The organism is Gallibacterium genomosp. 1 (genome assembly GCF_001678575.1).
In the GTDB taxonomy this organism is placed as follows: Bacteria; Pseudomonadota; Gammaproteobacteria; order Enterobacterales; family Pasteurellaceae; genus Gallibacterium.
The window spans coordinates 1-15,102 of sequence record NZ_JTJP01000069.1; the positions used below are offsets into that span (position 1 = coordinate 1).

Annotated in this window: 11 protein-coding genes and 4 pseudogenes; 12 read left to right on the plus strand and 3 right to left on the minus strand. The window is 39.4% G+C overall.

The genetic code is table 11. The features are described 5' to 3' along the window. Window positions 1-1,897: pseudogene (gene mutS, locus QV04_RS10845) on the plus strand (DNA mismatch repair protein MutS); the annotation flags it as partial. Between the two features lie 34 nt (window positions 1,898-1,931). On the opposite strand, the pseudogene QV04_RS10850 reads toward mutS, so the two are convergent. After that, a pseudogene (locus QV04_RS10850) lies at window positions 1,932-2,375 on the minus strand (TIGR00645 family protein); the annotation flags it as partial. Between QV04_RS10850 and QV04_RS10855 the strand changes: the two are divergent. The 4 genes and pseudogenes from QV04_RS10855 to aroE form a co-directional block, all read left to right on the plus strand. Then, window positions 2,373-2,705 (plus strand): annotated as a pseudogene (locus QV04_RS10855) (Maf family protein); the annotation flags it as partial. The pseudogenes QV04_RS10850 and QV04_RS10855 overlap by 3 nt on opposite strands. Beyond that, window positions 2,698-3,261, plus strand: coding sequence for a type I DNA topoisomerase (locus QV04_RS10860; RefSeq protein ID WP_065230563.1), 564 nt, complete (start codon window positions 2,698-2,700; stop codon window positions 3,259-3,261). The pseudogene QV04_RS10855 and the gene QV04_RS10860, both read left to right, overlap by 8 nt. After that, on the plus strand, window positions 3,254-3,817 hold the full coding sequence (locus QV04_RS10865) for a Sua5/YciO/YrdC/YwlC family protein (protein WP_065230564.1): 564 nt from the start codon (window positions 3,254-3,256) through the stop codon (window positions 3,815-3,817). The genes QV04_RS10860 and QV04_RS10865 overlap by 8 nt, the downstream gene beginning before the upstream one ends. An 11-nt stretch (window positions 3,818-3,828) precedes the next feature. Further along, entirely contained in the window at window positions 3,829-4,659 is an 831-nt protein-coding gene (gene aroE, locus QV04_RS10870; protein WP_065230565.1) for a shikimate dehydrogenase, read from the plus strand. Window positions 4,660-4,722: 63 nt separating this feature from the next. On the opposite strand, the gene lsrK is transcribed toward aroE, so the two are convergent. Then, window positions 4,723-6,276 carry an autoinducer-2 kinase gene (lsrK, locus tag QV04_RS10875; protein ID WP_416083051.1) on the minus strand — a complete coding sequence of 518 codons (1,554 nt, stop codon included), beginning with the start codon at window positions 6,274-6,276 and terminating at the stop codon, window positions 4,723-4,725. An 80-nt stretch (window positions 6,277-6,356) separates the two neighbouring features. Next, complete coding sequence (lsrR, locus tag QV04_RS10880; RefSeq protein ID WP_039172847.1) at window positions 6,357-7,322, minus strand: transcriptional regulator LsrR; 966 nt, start codon at window positions 7,320-7,322, stop codon at window positions 6,357-6,359. 229 nt (window positions 7,323-7,551) lie between these two features. On the opposite strand from lsrR, the gene lsrA reads away from it, so the two are divergent. The 7 genes and pseudogenes from lsrA to QV04_RS10915 form a co-directional block, all read left to right on the plus strand. After that, window positions 7,552-9,060: an autoinducer 2 ABC transporter ATP-binding protein LsrA gene (gene lsrA, locus QV04_RS10885; RefSeq protein WP_065230568.1), complete on the plus strand. Its 1,509-nt coding sequence runs from the start codon at window positions 7,552-7,554 to the stop codon at window positions 9,058-9,060. A gap of 22 nt (window positions 9,061-9,082) precedes the next feature. Further along, window positions 9,083-10,063 (plus strand): autoinducer 2 ABC transporter permease LsrC, encoded by a 981-nt coding sequence (gene lsrC, locus QV04_RS10890; RefSeq protein ID WP_065230569.1) that lies wholly within the window; start codon window positions 9,083-9,085, stop codon window positions 10,061-10,063. Between the two features lie 14 nt (window positions 10,064-10,077). Further along, window positions 10,078-11,079 carry an autoinducer 2 ABC transporter permease LsrD gene (gene lsrD / locus QV04_RS10895; protein ID WP_065230570.1) on the plus strand — a complete coding sequence of 334 codons (1,002 nt, stop codon included), beginning with the start codon at window positions 10,078-10,080 and terminating at the stop codon, window positions 11,077-11,079. A gap of 85 nt (window positions 11,080-11,164) precedes the next feature. Further along, window positions 11,165-12,178 (plus strand): autoinducer 2 ABC transporter substrate-binding protein LsrB, encoded by a 1,014-nt coding sequence (lsrB, locus tag QV04_RS10900; protein ID WP_065230571.1) that lies wholly within the window; start codon window positions 11,165-11,167, stop codon window positions 12,176-12,178. A 19-nt stretch (window positions 12,179-12,197) separates the two neighbouring features. Beyond that, window positions 12,198-13,076 (plus strand): 3-hydroxy-5-phosphonooxypentane-2,4-dione thiolase, encoded by an 879-nt coding sequence (gene lsrF, locus QV04_RS10905; RefSeq protein ID WP_039136767.1) that lies wholly within the window; start codon window positions 12,198-12,200, stop codon window positions 13,074-13,076. Between the two features lie 24 nt (window positions 13,077-13,100). Continuing rightward, window positions 13,101-13,400 carry a (4S)-4-hydroxy-5-phosphonooxypentane-2,3-dione isomerase gene (gene lsrG, locus QV04_RS10910; protein WP_039090075.1) on the plus strand — a complete coding sequence of 100 codons (300 nt, stop codon included), beginning with the start codon at window positions 13,101-13,103 and terminating at the stop codon, window positions 13,398-13,400. 418 nt (window positions 13,401-13,818) lie between these two features. Then, window positions 13,819-15,102 (plus strand): annotated as a pseudogene (locus QV04_RS10915) (sodium-dependent transporter); the annotation flags it as partial.

Consider the following 15,102-nt stretch of genomic DNA (forward strand, 5'->3'; position numbering starts at 1 on the left):
TTTTGGGGTGCAGATCACTTTGCGCTGCGGGCTGTTTGTTACAATATGCCAAGGAAACTCAGCGCACCGCGTTGCCCCATATTCAAAGCATCAGTTTGGTACAAAATAATGAGAATATTCAATTAGATGCCGCCACAAGACGGAATTTAGAACTCACCCAAAATCTCGCGGGTGGCACACATACCCTTGCTTCCGTGTTGGATAAATGCGTTACTCCAATGAGAAGCCGTTTGCTGAAGCGTTGGATTCATCAACCAATTCGCAATCGTGAAAAATTAACCTTACGCCAACAAACCATCAGTCAAATTTTGCAACAGGATTTAGTGGCAGAATTTCAACCGCACTTGCAACAAGTGGGGGATATGGAACGGATTTTAGCGCGCGTGGCATTGCGTTCAGCGCGTCCACGGGATCTCACCCGTTTACGCACCGCGCTCGCACAAATTCCTGCGATTCAACATTATCTTAATCAACAACATTGCCCGCAATTTGCTGCATTTTCTCAACAAATTGCCGATTTTTCAGCACAGTTAGATCTATTAGAACGTGCGATTATTGAAAATCCGCCTTTGTTGATTCGTGATGGTGGCGTGATTGCAGAAGGCTTTAACGCAGAGCTTGATGAATGGCGCTCTCTTTCGGACGGCGCAACCCGTTATTTGGAAGAGCTAGAGCAACGAGAGAGAAACCACGGGCATTGATAGCCTGAAAATCGGCTTTAATGCAGTACACGGCTATTATATCCAGATCCCGCAAGGGCAAACACACAAAGCGCCTATTCATTATGTGTGCCGCCAAACCCTAAAAATGCGGAACGTTACATTATTCCTGAATTAAAAACCTATGAAGATAAAGTGCTGAAAGCCAAAGGCGCGGCGCTTGCGCTGGAAAAACAGCTTTATGAAGAAATTTTCGATGAATTATTACCGCACTTAGGCGCATTACAGCTGGCAAGCCTTGCTTTGGCAGAATTAGATGTGCTAACCAACTTGGCGGAACGGGCTGAAACCCTGAACTATGTTGCGCCAATCTTTAGCGATGAAATTGGCGTAGATATTCAAAATGGCCGCCACCCTATGGTGGAACAGGTGTCTAAGAATCCGTTTATTGCTAACCCAGTGAAACTGAGCGCTGATCGCCATTTATTGATCATAACTGGCCCAAATATGGGGGAAAAAGCACCTATATGCGTCAAACTGCATTGATCACGCTAATGGCTTATATAGGATCTTTTGTACCAGCAGAGAGTGCTATGATCGGCCCGATCGATCGCATTTTCACGCGTATTGGCGCATCAGATGATCTGGCTTCAGGTCGTTCAACCTTTATGGTAGAAATGACGGAAATGGCGAATATTTTGCATCAAGCCACCGCAAACAGCTTAGTGCTTATTGATGAAATTGGGCGCGGCACGTCCACCTATGACGAGCTTTCCCTTGTTTGGGCTTGTGCAGAATGGCTTGCGCAAAAAGTACGATCGCTTACCTTATTTGCTACGCATTATTTTGAGCTGACCGTCTTGCCTGAGCAGTTAAAAGGCATTGCCAACGTGCATTTAGACGCGATGGAGCATAACGACACTATCGCCTTTATGCACGCGGTGCAAGAAGGCGCGGCAAGTAAAAGTTATGGCTTGGCGGTGGCTGCACTGGCTGGCGTTCCACAATCGGTGATTAAACTCGCCAAACAAAAACTAGCGCAGTTAGAAAAATTCTCCCAACAAAACAATCAGTTAAATGCAATACAACAACAGGAGCAAGGTGAACTGTTGTTAATGGAAGAAAACGAACATAAAGATGCGCTATGGCAGATGATTGAAAATCTTGATCCTGATGAAATGAGTCCGAAGCAGGCGCTTTCTTATTTATATCAATTAAAGAAAATGCAACGCGGATAGTAAAACCGCTCTTTTATAAAGAGCGGTGGAAAAATTAATGATTTTTATGGCTAGTGCTATACAAGATTTTATCCGTATAAGCCATTGCGATAGCGGAAATCAAAAAGCCTAAATGAAGCAATAATTGCCACATCATCGTTTTTTCTGGCATATTTGCTGCATTGACGAAAGTTTGTAGCATATGGATAGACGAAATACTGATGATCGACATAGAAAGTTTCACTTTCAACACGGAAGCATTAACGTGGCTCAGCCATTCAGGTTCATCTGGGTGGCCCTCGGTATGCAGCTTGGATACGAAAATCTCGTAACCGCCCACAATCACCATTACTAATAAATTGGAGATCATCACCACATCAATCAAATTTAGCACGGAAAGCATAATGGCGTTGGAATCCAACTCTTGCAGATTGGTGATGAGTTCCCATAGGGATTTCATAAATTTATAGGCGTAAATGCCTTGCACCACGATCAAGCCGCGCAAATGCTACGCTTGCTTTCCGGCAGAACGCACCAAGTGCTAACCGCCGTGTGTGTCAGCTTGCCCGATCAAAAACATAGCCTTGTGCAAACCAGCCAAGTTACCTTTAAGCCTTTGACAGAACAAGAAATTTCCGCGTATATCCGCACCGGCGAACCAATGGATAAAGCGGGCGCTTATGGCATTCAAGGTATGGGCGGAATCTTTATTTCTCATATTGAAGGCAGTTCCAGCAGTGTGATGGGCTTGCCCGTGTTTGAAACGGCGGAATTGCTGCGTCAAGTTGGGGTTGATTTATTAAGTTCAAGTGAGCAATGCAATGAGTAAAAGCCTATTCCAAGCCACCAAGCACGAAGAACATTGCCCACAATGTGGCGCGTTGCTACAAATTAAAAAGGGCAAAAAAGGCCTATTTTTAGGCTGCAGCGCCTATCCGCAATGCGATTTTATCAAGCCATTACAGCCCGCTCACGAAAGCAAAGTATTGAAAGACTTAGATCAACATTGTCCAAAGTGCGGTCATTTTTTGCAATTAAAACAAGGGCAATTTGGTATGTTCATCGGGTGCAGCGATTATCCGCACTGTGATTATATCGTTCACGAACAACTTGAACCTGAGCAAGCGCATTTGCCTTGCCCTGCTTGTGGCAAAGGTCATCTTGTGCCACGACGCGGACGCCAAGGCAAGGTGTTTTATGGCTGTGATCAATTTCCAAAATGCAAATTTACCCTTGCCAGCCAGCCTTATGCCGTGCCTTGTCCGCAATGTGCTTACCCTATTAGTACGCTAAAAAAAGAAGAAAAAACCGACCGCACTTTGCATCGCACTTGGTTGTGTGCCAACAAAGCGTGCCGTCATCAATTTGAAACAGACAATGAATAACCAACAGAATGTGGCTCAACTGGTTGAGCAATTAAAACAAAATGAAGTTATCGCCTATCCCACCGAGGCGGTGTTTGGCTTGGGTTGTAATCCATTGAGTGAAAGTGCGGTGCAAAAATTATTAGTTTTAAAACAGCGCCCTGTGCAAAAAGGCTTGATTTTAATTGCGCCAAATTTGGATTTTCTGCGGCCTTTTATTGATGAACACCAACTTTCCGAACAGCACTGGCAGCGCTTAAACGCCCATTATGATCGCCCGACCACTTGGGTTGTGCCAGCAAAAGCCGATACGCCGAAATTTCTCACGGGGCAATTTTCCACTATTGCCGTGCACATCAGCGATCACCCTGCGGTAAAACTGCTTTGCGAACAGGCAGGCTTTGCGCTCACCTCCACCAGCGCTAATTTAACCGGCTTGCCACCTTGTCGCACGGCAGCGGAAGTGAAAGCACAATTTGGCGATCACTTTCCTGTGTTAGAAATGGTTATCGGCACGGCGCAAAACCCTTCGGAAATACGCGATCTGTTTACCCAACAACTTTTTCGTCAAGGTTAATAAGGATTTTTATGAATAAGGCTATCAATAACAAAGGCAAAGATCTCTACGCCGTGTGGGGCAATCCCATTGCGCAAAGTAAATCGCCACAAATTCACCGTATTTTTGTTGAGCAAACGCAGCAAGATTTGGACTATGTAGCAATGCTTGGTGATGAGCAACAATTTGAACAGCAACTGCTTGCCTTTTTTGCTGAAGGGGCGAAAGGCTGCAACATCACTGCGCCATTTAAAGAGCGCGCCTTTAGGCTTGCCGATAAACACAGCGAACGTTGTTTGCTGGCAGGTGCTTGTAATACGCTAAAAAAATGCCCCGATGGCACGCTTTATGCGGATAACACGGACGGCGCGGGGCTGGTGAGCGATTTACAGCGTTTAGGCTGGCTCAAACCACAACAATCTGTGCTAATTTTAGGTGCAGGTGGTGCAACCAAAGGCGTGTTATTTCCCTTATTGCAGGCGGAGCAAACTATTCTTGTGGCCAACCGCACCTTAGCCAAAGCCACAGAATTGGCAGAAAAATTCAGCGCCTACGGCAATATTCAAGGCTGCACCCTTGCCGACATTCCCGTACAAAAATTTGATCTCATCATCAATGCCACTTCGCTCGGCTTACAAGGAAAAACCGTGGCGATTGCCCCCAACATTTTGCAACAAGCTGGCGCGGTGTACGATATGCAATACAGCAAAGGCACAGACACGCCATTTATTGCCCTCGCCAAACAACAAGGCGCACAACATTACAGCGATGGCTTCGGAATGCTCGTCGGCCAAGCCGCCCACGCCTTTTATTTATGGCGCGGTGTAATGCCTGGTGTAGCACCTTTGCTTGATGAACTTTAATCCGATTTAATCCGATAAAAAACCTAGCTTGATGGGCTAGGTTTGTTTTTATGAGTTGAATGATTATTTTACACCTGGTGCTTTCCACAGTGATGTGGTTAATCCTTCATCTACAAGCTGTAATTGTTTCTGATAAACTTCAGCCCATTGTTGTTTGTGTTGCTGATAAAGCTCATAATTTTTAGGGTTTGGTATATGTTTTCGTTCAAATCTGACAAGTTTTTTTCCTGCTTCGGCCAAAGAAGAATAAACCCCAACGCCAACACCTGCTGCAATCGCACAACCTAATGCAGTTGCCTCTTTTACTACAGGAATATTTACAATCAGTCCTGTAACATCAGCAAGGATTTGACTCCATAATTTTCCTTTAGCTCCGCCACCAGCAAAAACAATTTCTTTTAGTTTAACTTTAGAAAATTTTTCTACCTGATCTAAATTATAAGAAGAGACTACTGCTGCGTTTTCTTCTAATGCTCTAAATAAAACAGGTTTATTGCATTTTTCTGGATCAATCGAAAGATTAATAAATGATGGTGCTGCGTGATACCAAGATTTAAAATGCATCGCATCAGAAAAAATAGGTATAACATCATTTGCTCCAGCTGGTACCTTTTCGGCCATTTGTTCGAGTAAGCTATAAGCATCAACGCCAAGTTTTTCAGCTAAATGTTTTTCTTCTTCACAAAAAACATCTCTAAACCAACGCATCGTTAATCCAGTGAAAAAACTAATAGATTCAGCTTGAACTAAGGGAGAAATGACATAAGGATTTATACGAATATTCATTTCAGGATCTGTCTGTGGGGCTGGCAGATTTACCACTTGTTGCCAAAAAGTCCCCCCAATAATCGCCGCCTGTGAAGGCTCTGTAATACCTAACCCTAAACACCCCAGCTGAACATCTCCGCCACCTACAATGACTGGTGTTCCCTCTTTCAATCCTGTTATTTCCGCTGCTTGCTTTGTAACCTGCCCTAAGACTTCACCTGTTTCCTTAACTGGAGGCAAAATAGTAGAGTTTAATCCCGCCATATCTAACAGCATTGGAGACCATTGGCGAGTATGCAAATCCAACATCCCCGTAGTTCCCGCATTAGAAGGTTCTACCGCAAGCTGCCCACTTAGCATAAATCCGAGCCAATCGCTAATCATGGTTATCGCTTTGGTTTTTCGATAAATATCACTACGGTGATGGGCGAGCCATAATAATCTTGGTACAGCACTTAATGCCAAAGTTTGGCCTGAAATATGATAAAGTGTTTCTTCAAATGTATGATTATAAAGCTCTTTTAATTCATTCACCTCTTGGGTTGCTCTAGCATCAACATTACCACAAGCCCAAATTGGTTGCTGTTTTTCATCGTATAAGACAATACCTTCACGCATTGAACAGGTCGAAATTGCTAAAATCTGATCGGGACTTATTTTCGTTTTATCTAATACTGTCGAAATACTTTTACAAGCTAAATCCCAATTATGTTCTAAATCAAACTCCATTGATCCTGGGATATTTGGATCGCTTAAATGACTCCATTCGTATTGTGCTGCACCAATTTGATTTCCTTCTAAATCAAAAATAACCGCTCTAATACTCCCTGTTCCTGCATCTAATGCCATTAAATAGGCTGATTTCTTTTCCATGTTCCCTCCTGAATAATCTTGAAAAAACGCTAAAAAATCAACCGCACTTATAACATCTAGACAAGGTGTGCAAGGATCATACGAGCCGTTTTTTCTTCTGTTACCAATGAATTGATATGCTTCCCATATAATGCACTTAGGATAGCTTCGACCTTATTTTCTCCACCTGCAATACCAATTACATTAGGAATTTTTTGCAAGTTATCTAAAGAAACACTGATTAACTCTTCATGCAATGGCATATCAGGCTGTAATGTGCCATCTTTTTGCATAAAATAACCAAGAATATCTCCTACAGCACCTTTTGCTCTAATTGTTTGCTGCTTTTCTTCTGTTATATAACCTGAACGCAATAATGTTGCTTGTCCTCGCTGCCGCGTTGCTCCAATACCAACGATTGCGACATCAGCACTACAAGCTGCAAGCATAATATCCCTAACACAAGCTTCTTTTTTAAATAATTTAGCCGCTTCTATTGATGAAGCCCTTAACGGCGCTGGGATAATACTCACAGAACAAGAGCCATCCAATTGGCCAATACCTTTCATATAGGGACCAACCCCACCAGATAAGGTAATCAGTTTAATTTGATTCTGAGTAATAAAATCATTGCTATATTTAATAGTCTGCATAATGGTTTCCCCAAACCCAATGGATAAAAGTTGATTAGGCTTGAGTAAGGACATTAATAATTGCGCAGCCCCAATTCCTAAGCGCTCATTCAGATCATGTTGTTCTAGCTCTGGTAAAATTCGAATATATTTCAAATCAAAACGTTGCTGTAAGGCCTGTTCTAATTCTAAGCACCCCGTAAACCGAGAGTTAATCTGAACTTTAATAATTCCATGCTGACGCCCTCTCTCTAACAGCCGAGAAACTTTTAGCCTAGGCAATCCTAGTCTTTCTCCAATTTCACCTTGTGTTAAATTATCGTGGTAATAAAACCAAGCAATACGAGCTAAAAGCTCTTCTTCTGTCATTGAATGAGATAATGCGTTCATTTCTTGTCTTTTTTCATTCATTTTCTACTCACAAATATTATTCATATGAATAATAAAAATATCAATTGTTCATTTTCAATTTTTTCAAATACTGTGATACAGATCACCTTTCAGATAAAAACTTCCATTTATAGGGTAAATAATCTGAATATGAGATCTTGATCACAGATTTATTTTATGTTTGGAACTAACATTATGATAAATTGAATTTCGGATTTCACATTTGTTCAATCATTAAAGGTAACATCTTATGCATAATGAATCTTCAATGAAAAAATGTTTATTAGATGTACATAATATCAGCAAATCCTTTTCAGGCGTAGAAGTTCTTAAAGATATAGATTTTTCTGTATATGCTGGTGAAATTCACTCACTATTAGGTGGGAATGGCGCTGGAAAATCAACATTAATGAAAATTATCGCTGGTATCCAATCTGCTGATAGGGGCACAATAAAAATTGGTGGTGAAATTCAGACTAGACTTTCCCCACAGAAAGCACATCGTCTTGGAATCTATCTTGTTCCACAAGAACCTCTGCTCTTTCCAAATTTAACCGTAAAAGAAAATATCCTTTTTAGTTTACCCCGTCATAAAGAAAATGAAGAAAAACTAAATGAATTGCTGAAAGAGCTAAACTCTCATTTGTCTCTTGATATGCAAGCAGGATCTTTAGAAGTTGCAGATCAACAACTTGTGGAAATTATGCGCGGACTAATGCGTAACGCAAGTTTGCTTATTCTTGATGAGCCCACAGCTTCTTTAACACCTGCTGAAACTGAAAATCTATTTAATAAAATTAATTCATTATTAGATAAAGGTGTAGGTATCATTTTTATTTCCCATAAATTAAATGAAGTATGTCAGATCTCTCATCGCATTAGTATTATGCGAGATGGATATATCGCTTTAACAGGGAAAACCAATGACCTAACTCAAGAAAAAATTATCAATGCAATTAAGCCCAGCTTGAAAAATGCTCAGCTTAATGAAACACAAAAACTTTGGTTAGAATTACCTGGTCATCTACGTACTAAAGATACTAACTCTCCTATCCTTGAAGTAAATCATTTAACTGGTGAAGGTTTTAAAAATATCACCTTTGATCTTTATCCTGGTGAAATACTTGGATTAGCTGGTGTTGTAGGAGCTGGTAGAACAGAACTTGCAGAAACCTTATATGGTTTAAGAAAAGCAAAGTGCGGTGAAATTTTATTTAAAAATGAAAATATTACTTCTCTCTCATTAAAACAGCGTTTACAAAAAGGTATTGTTTATCTTCCCGAAGACCGGCAATCTTCAGGATTATATTTAGATGCGGCACTTACTTGGAATGTCTGTGCGCTCACTTATTACAATCAAGGATTCTGGCTAGATGAAAATAGAGAAAATGCTACTTTAGAACGTTATAAAAGAGCGATGGGTATAAAATATGCAATGCCACAACAACCTATTCGCACCCTATCTGGTGGAAATCAGCAAAAAGTCTTAATTGCTAAATGTTTAGAAGCCAATCCACGTTTACTGATCGTTGATGAACCTACTCGCGGTGTTGATGTCGGTGCAAGAGCTGATATCTATCAACTTATCAAATCAGTCGCTAAACAAAATGTTGCCGTGCTTTTCATTTCTTCTGACCTAGAAGAAATCGAGAAAATGTCTGATCGTGTTCTTGTTATGCATGATGGAGAAATTAACTGTAGTTTGCAAGGTGATCAAATAAATAGCGATAAGATTATGCAATTTGCATTTGGCGGATAAATTTCAAAGGAGACACCAAATTATGTGGAAATTCATTCAAAACAATAGAGAAATAACCATTCTAATTGCTATTTTATTTCTTTTTCTATTACTTGGATTTGAAGGTAATGGATTTCATTTGCAAACAATAACAATGATTTTTAATTCATCTCTCATTGTTATCCTATTAGCACTAGGTACAACGTTCGTTATTTTAACGCGTAACATTGATGTTTCCATCGGTTCAATAATGGGGCTATGTGCTGTAATTATGGGTAGTCTTCTTAACGCTGAATTTAATCTGGTTACTGCATTTTTTATGACTTTATTATGTGGAATCGCAGCGGGAATATTTAATGGAATACTTGTTACTTTATTAAAGATACCTGCTATTGTTGCTACACTAGGTACATTAGGTTTGTACAAAGGAATAATGCTATTAATTACTGGTGGTAAATGGATCGAAGGATTACCACAAGATTTAAAATTACTTGCATCCCCTAACTTGTTATCTATCTCTCCCATTGGATGGATGACACTAATACTTATTTTAATTTCTTACTTCATTCTTACTCGTACTCAAAATGGACGCAATTTCTATGCCGTAGGCGATAATCTACAAGGTGCATTACAACTTGGTGTGAAAACAAATCAGATTCGAATCCTTGCATTTACAATTAATGGATTAATGGCGGCCATCGCTGGAATAGTATTCACTTCACAAATTGGTTTTGTTCCGAACTCAACTGGCAGTGGTTTAGAAATGAAAGCTATTGCTGCTTGTGTATTAGGTGGAATTAGTTTGCTTGGTGGAGCAGGAAATATTCTCGGTGCCGTATTAGGCGCTTACTTCCTGATACAAATTGATACGATCTTGGTTTTACTTAAAGTTCCTGCTTATTGGAATAATTTTATTGCAGGACTCGTTTTACTATGTGTATTAATTTTTGATGGAAGAATAAGAGTAATGATTAGTGAAAACTTAAAACTACAACGTTACTCCAGATTCCTTAACACTAAATAAATTAAGGAGAAATTATGTTACAGATAAAGAAATATAGCTGGGAAATAACATTATTCTTTCTTGTTATTTTAGAAATAATTGGATTTGGTTTATTTAACCCTAGAATGCTAGATATCAATATTTTGTTATATAGCACAAGTGATTTTATTTATATTGGAATGTTGGCATTACCACTGACACTGATTATTGTTAGTGGTGGTATGGATATTTCTTTTGGTTCTACTGTCGGTCTTTGTGCTATATCTTTAGGTGTCTTATTTCAATTAGGTTATCCTCTAAGCATTGCTATTTTTCTTACTTTTATCATTGGAATTTTATGTGGGTTATTTAATGCAAGTCTTATTTTGTACACCAAAGTTAATCCTCTCGTCATTACACTAGGAACAATGTATCTTTACGGTGGTGGAGCTTTATTACTATCTGGATTTGCTGGCGCTACTGGTTATGAAGGTATCGGTGGTTTTCCAGATAGTTTATTAAACTTCGCTAATCAAAGTATTTTCAACATTCCAACTTCAATTATTTACTTCATTATTATAGCTATAATATTCTGGTTATTAATGCATAAAACAGTCATTGGCAGAAGTATATTTTTAATTGGCCAAAATGAACGCACTTCTATTTATAATGCCGTACCTATCAAACAAACCTTATTTATTATTTACGGTTTATTAGGTGCCGTTGCAGCATTTGTTGGAATATTACTAGTATCCTATTTTGGATCAGCTCGTTCTGACTTAGGTAGTTCATTATTAATGCCTGTCCTTACAGCTGTTGTATTAGGCGGTGCAAATATCTATGGTGGAGCGGGTTCTGTTCTTGGCACAGCCATTGCTGCGCTATTAATTGGCTATCTACAACAGGGTTTACAAATGGTTGGTGTCTCTAATGAAATTTCTAGTGCTTTATCAGGAGCATTATTAATTATCGTACTAATTGGAAAATCATTCAGCATATATCGAAGTTTTATTATGAATTGGCTTAAGAAGAATGTTTTTTATTTAAAACAAAAATAAATAAAGGAGGACTTTTATAATTAATCTTTAACTTTTATTTATGCAGTATCTCATTAATGTTCAACTATAAAATAGGAGACTCACTATGAAAATGCAATTAAAAACAACCGCACTTGCTATTATGTTAGGTTTAACCGCAACTTTTGTACAAGCTGCCGATAGAATCGCATTCATTCCTAAACTCGTTGGAGTTGGCTTTTTTACAAGTGGCGGCCAAGGTGCGACTGAAATGGGTAAAAAACTGGGTGTAAATGTTACCTACGATGGCCCAACAGAACCAAGCGTTTCAAACCAAGTACAATTAATTAATAACTTTGTGAATCAAGGCTATAACGCAATTGTCGTTTCTGCGGTTTCCCCTGAAGGACTTTGTTCTACATTACAACGTGCAATGAAAAGAGGTGTAAAAATTCTTACGTGGGACTCTGATGTAAAACCTGAATGTCGAAGCTACTATATCAACCAAGGCACACCTGAACAACTTGGTTCAATGCTAGTTGAAATGGCCGCTAATCAAGTCACTAAACCTAAAGCTAAAGTTGCCTTTTTCTATTCTAGTCCAACAGTAACAGATCAAAACCAATGGGTGAACGCTGCTAAAGCGAAAATCAGTAAAGAACATCCAGAGTGGGAAATTGTAACAACTCAGTTTGGTTACAATGATGCAATTAAATCTTTGCAAACAGCAGAAGGTATTATCAAGGCCTATCCAGACTTAGATATTATTATTGCGCCTGATGCAAATGCCTTACCTGCTGCCGCCCAAGCTGCAGAAAACTTAAAAAATGACAAAATTACGATTGTTGGTTTTAGTACACCAAATGTCATGCGACCTTATGTAAAACGCGGCACAGTAAAACAATTTGGTCTATGGGATGTAGTAAAACAGGGTGAAATTTCTATTGCTGTAACAAATGAACTTTTAAAAGGCCGAACACTAAACGTAGGAGATAAAGTTAAAGTTCCTGATATTGGTGAAGTTGAGGTATCACCAAATAGTGTTCAAGGTTATCAATATGAAGCGAAAGGAAATGGAATTGTACTCCTTCCTGAACGTGTTGTTTTTACCAAAGATAATATTGACAACTATAATTTTTAAAATCAGATAGGAGAATAAAATGGCAGATTTAGATGATATCAAAGATGGAAAAGACTTCGGATTAGATAAGCCCCAAACACATAAGGCATTTTATTTAAAAGGATGTGCGGCTTTAGACTGGGGAATGCAATCTAGACTGGCTAACATATTTAATCCTAAAACAGGTAAAACAATTATGTTAGCTTTTGATCACGGTTATTTTCAAGGCCCAACAACAGGATTAGAGCGCATAGATCTCAATATTGCACCATTATTTGAATATACTGATGTTTTAATGTGTACAAGAGGGATCTTACGTAGCGTTGTTCCTCCAGATACTAATAAGCCTATTGCATTACGTGCATCAGGAGCAAATTCAATTCTAACTGAATTATCGAATGAAGCCGTTGCAGTTGATATTGAAGATGCATTAAGACTAAACGTATCGGCTATGGCGGCGCAAGTTTATATTGGCTCAGAATACGAACATCAATCAATTAAAAATATTATCAAATTGGTTGATCAAGGTTATCGCTATGGAATGCCAATTATGGCTGTAACTGGTGTTGGTAAAGATATGGCTAGAGATCAACGCTATTTTTCACTTTCTACGCGTATTGCTGCAGAAATGGGCGCAAATATAATCAAAACCTATTATGTTGATAAAGGCTTTGAGCGTGTTACAGCTGGATGCCCTGTTCCCATTGTTATTGCTGGCGGGAAAAAGCTCCCAGAACGCGATGCATTAGAAATGTGCTATCAAGCTATAGATCAAGGCGCTTTAGGGGTAGATATGGGAAGAAATATTTTCCAATCAGATTCACCTATTGCGATGTTAAAAGCCGTGAATGCCGTTGTTCATGGCGGTGAAAATTCGGAAAAAGCTTATCAACTCTATCTTCACGAAAAAAATAGTTAACCACAAATTCATTAAGGAGCAATTATGCTTACAATGTTAGTTGAAATTAATGTGAAAGAAGGAAAAGAAGAAGAATTCTTAACCCTTTTTAAACATCATCAGGCTTGCACAAGTGCTGAAAAAGGGAATATTCGTTTCGATGTTTTACGCGACCCTGAAATCAAAACACGTTTTTATGCTTATGAAGTTTACGCGAGTGAAGAAGCTCTAAATGAGCATAGAAAAACGCCACACTATCAGCATTGTGTGAAAGAACTAGAAAATCTTATGACTTGCCCTAGAAGTAAAAAACTATTTGACTGGGTTAGCCCTGAAATTTCATAAATATATTTAATAGTAAAAAAATACATTATGCTTTAATCTGCACCCTAAACTTGGACGTAAAAACCAGCAATTAAGGTGCAGATTTTTTATGAACAAATCATCATTAATTTACATTTTTATCGGCTCACTTTTGAAGTAAAAATCAAAAGTGCGGCCATTTTTTACAAAATTTTTTGCATTTTTTTAAGCTAGTTTTTTATGTGGGGAGAAGATAGGCTTTTTAGCACGATTACTTATGAGGAACTCATTTTTAGAATATTAATCTAAAAATAAAAATCTTTGCAAAATTTAAAACTATAAAAACTGCCAAAATATAGAAAAAAAGGACTGCTTATAGTATTTTTAACTATTGACTAAAACTCATATTCCGCTATATTTGCTTAATATTCACATTTCTTTAACGTTTATAGGTGGTAATATGACACAGTCAGCGAAACGCGAAACCTTTTCGGGTAGCCGTGCCTTTATTTTTGCCGCCATCGGTTCAGCTGTGGGATTAGGAAACATTTGGCGTTTTCCTTATACCACTTATGAGAACGGTGGTGGTGCTTTCATTATTCCTTATCTTGTCGCCCTTTTAACGGCGGGGATTCCTTTATTATTTTTAGACTATGCTATCGGACATCGTCATCGTGGCGGTGCGCCGCTGTCTTATCGCCGTTTTAACCGCCATTTCGAAACCTTCGGCTGGTGGCAAGTGATGGTGAATGTAATCATCGGGATTTACTATGCGGTGGTGCTTGGCTGGGCAGCGAGCTACACCTATTTTTCTTTCAATGCCGCTTGGGGCGATAAGCCTATCGACTTTTTCTTACACGATTTCTTAAAAATGGGCGATATTGCTCAAGGGGTCAGCTTTGAATTTGTGGGAATGGTAGTTGGGCCGTTAATCGCCGTGTGGCTAGTAGCACTTGGCGTGCTTGCCCTTGGCGTACAAAAAGGGATTGCCAAAGCCTCCACGATTTTAATGCCGGTGCTATTGGTGATGTTTGTGGTGTTAGTGGTGTCGTCCTTATTCTTACCAGGGGCAGCAAAAGGCTTAGATGCGTTATTTACGCCGAACTGGTCGAAATTATCTGACCCGAGTGTGTGGATTGCCGCATATGGGCAGATTTTCTTCTCCCTCTCCATTTGTTTCGGCATTATGATCACCTATGCGTCTTACCTGAAAAAAGACTCCGATTTAACGGGCAATGGCTTAGTCGTTGGCTTTGCGAACAGTAGTTTTGAATTGCTCGCAGGCATTGGCGTATTCGCTGCACTTGGCTTTATGGCAACTGCCTCAGGGCAATAAGTGAGTGAAGTTGCCAAAGGCGGAATTGGTTTGGCGTTCTTCGCATTCCCAACCATCATCAATAAAGCCCCATTCGGCGAAGTGCTAGGGGTATTATTCTTCGCTTCCCTCACCTTTGCGGCATTAACTTCTTTTATTTCGGTGATCGAAGTGATTATTTCTGCGGTACAAGACAAATTACGCATTCGTCGCACAAAAGTTACAGTTATCGTAGGTCTGCCTATGATGTTGGTTTCTGTGATTTTATTCGGTACAACCACAGGCTTGCCGATGCTTGATGTATTGGATAAATTCGTGAACTATTTCGGTATTGTAGCAGTGGCATTTGTGTCTTTAGTCGCGATTGTAACGAACGAAAAACTCAGCACCTTGGAAAGCCATTTAAACGCAACCTCGTCTTTCAATGAT

Excerpts from the sequence above, each read along its gene's own strand:
- lsrF (WP_039136767.1), top strand. The coding sequence starts at position 12,198 with ATGGCAGATTTAGATGATATCAAAGATGGAAAAGACTTCGGATTAGAT.
- QV04_RS10865 (WP_065230564.1), top strand. The coding sequence starts at position 3,254 with ATGAATAACCAACAGAATGTGGCTCAACTGGTTGAGCAATTAAAACAA.
- lsrC (WP_065230569.1), top strand. The coding sequence starts at position 9,083 with ATGTGGAAATTCATTCAAAACAATAGAGAAATAACCATTCTAATTGCT.
- lsrR (WP_039172847.1), bottom strand. The coding sequence starts at position 7,322 with ATGAATGAAAAAAGACAAGAAATGAACGCATTATCTCATTCAATGACA.
- lsrG (WP_039090075.1), top strand. The coding sequence starts at position 13,101 with ATGCTTACAATGTTAGTTGAAATTAATGTGAAAGAAGGAAAAGAAGAA.
- lsrD (WP_065230570.1), top strand. The coding sequence starts at position 10,078 with ATGTTACAGATAAAGAAATATAGCTGGGAAATAACATTATTCTTTCTT.
- aroE (WP_065230565.1), top strand. The coding sequence starts at position 3,829 with ATGAATAAGGCTATCAATAACAAAGGCAAAGATCTCTACGCCGTGTGG.
- lsrA (WP_065230568.1), top strand. The coding sequence starts at position 7,552 with ATGCATAATGAATCTTCAATGAAAAAATGTTTATTAGATGTACATAAT.
- QV04_RS10860 (WP_065230563.1), top strand. The coding sequence starts at position 2,698 with ATGAGTAAAAGCCTATTCCAAGCCACCAAGCACGAAGAACATTGCCCA.
- lsrB (WP_065230571.1), top strand. The coding sequence starts at position 11,165 with ATGAAAATGCAATTAAAAACAACCGCACTTGCTATTATGTTAGGTTTA.
- lsrK (WP_416083051.1), bottom strand. The coding sequence starts at position 6,276 with ATGGCATTAGATGCAGGAACAGGGAGTATTAGAGCGGTTATTTTTGAT.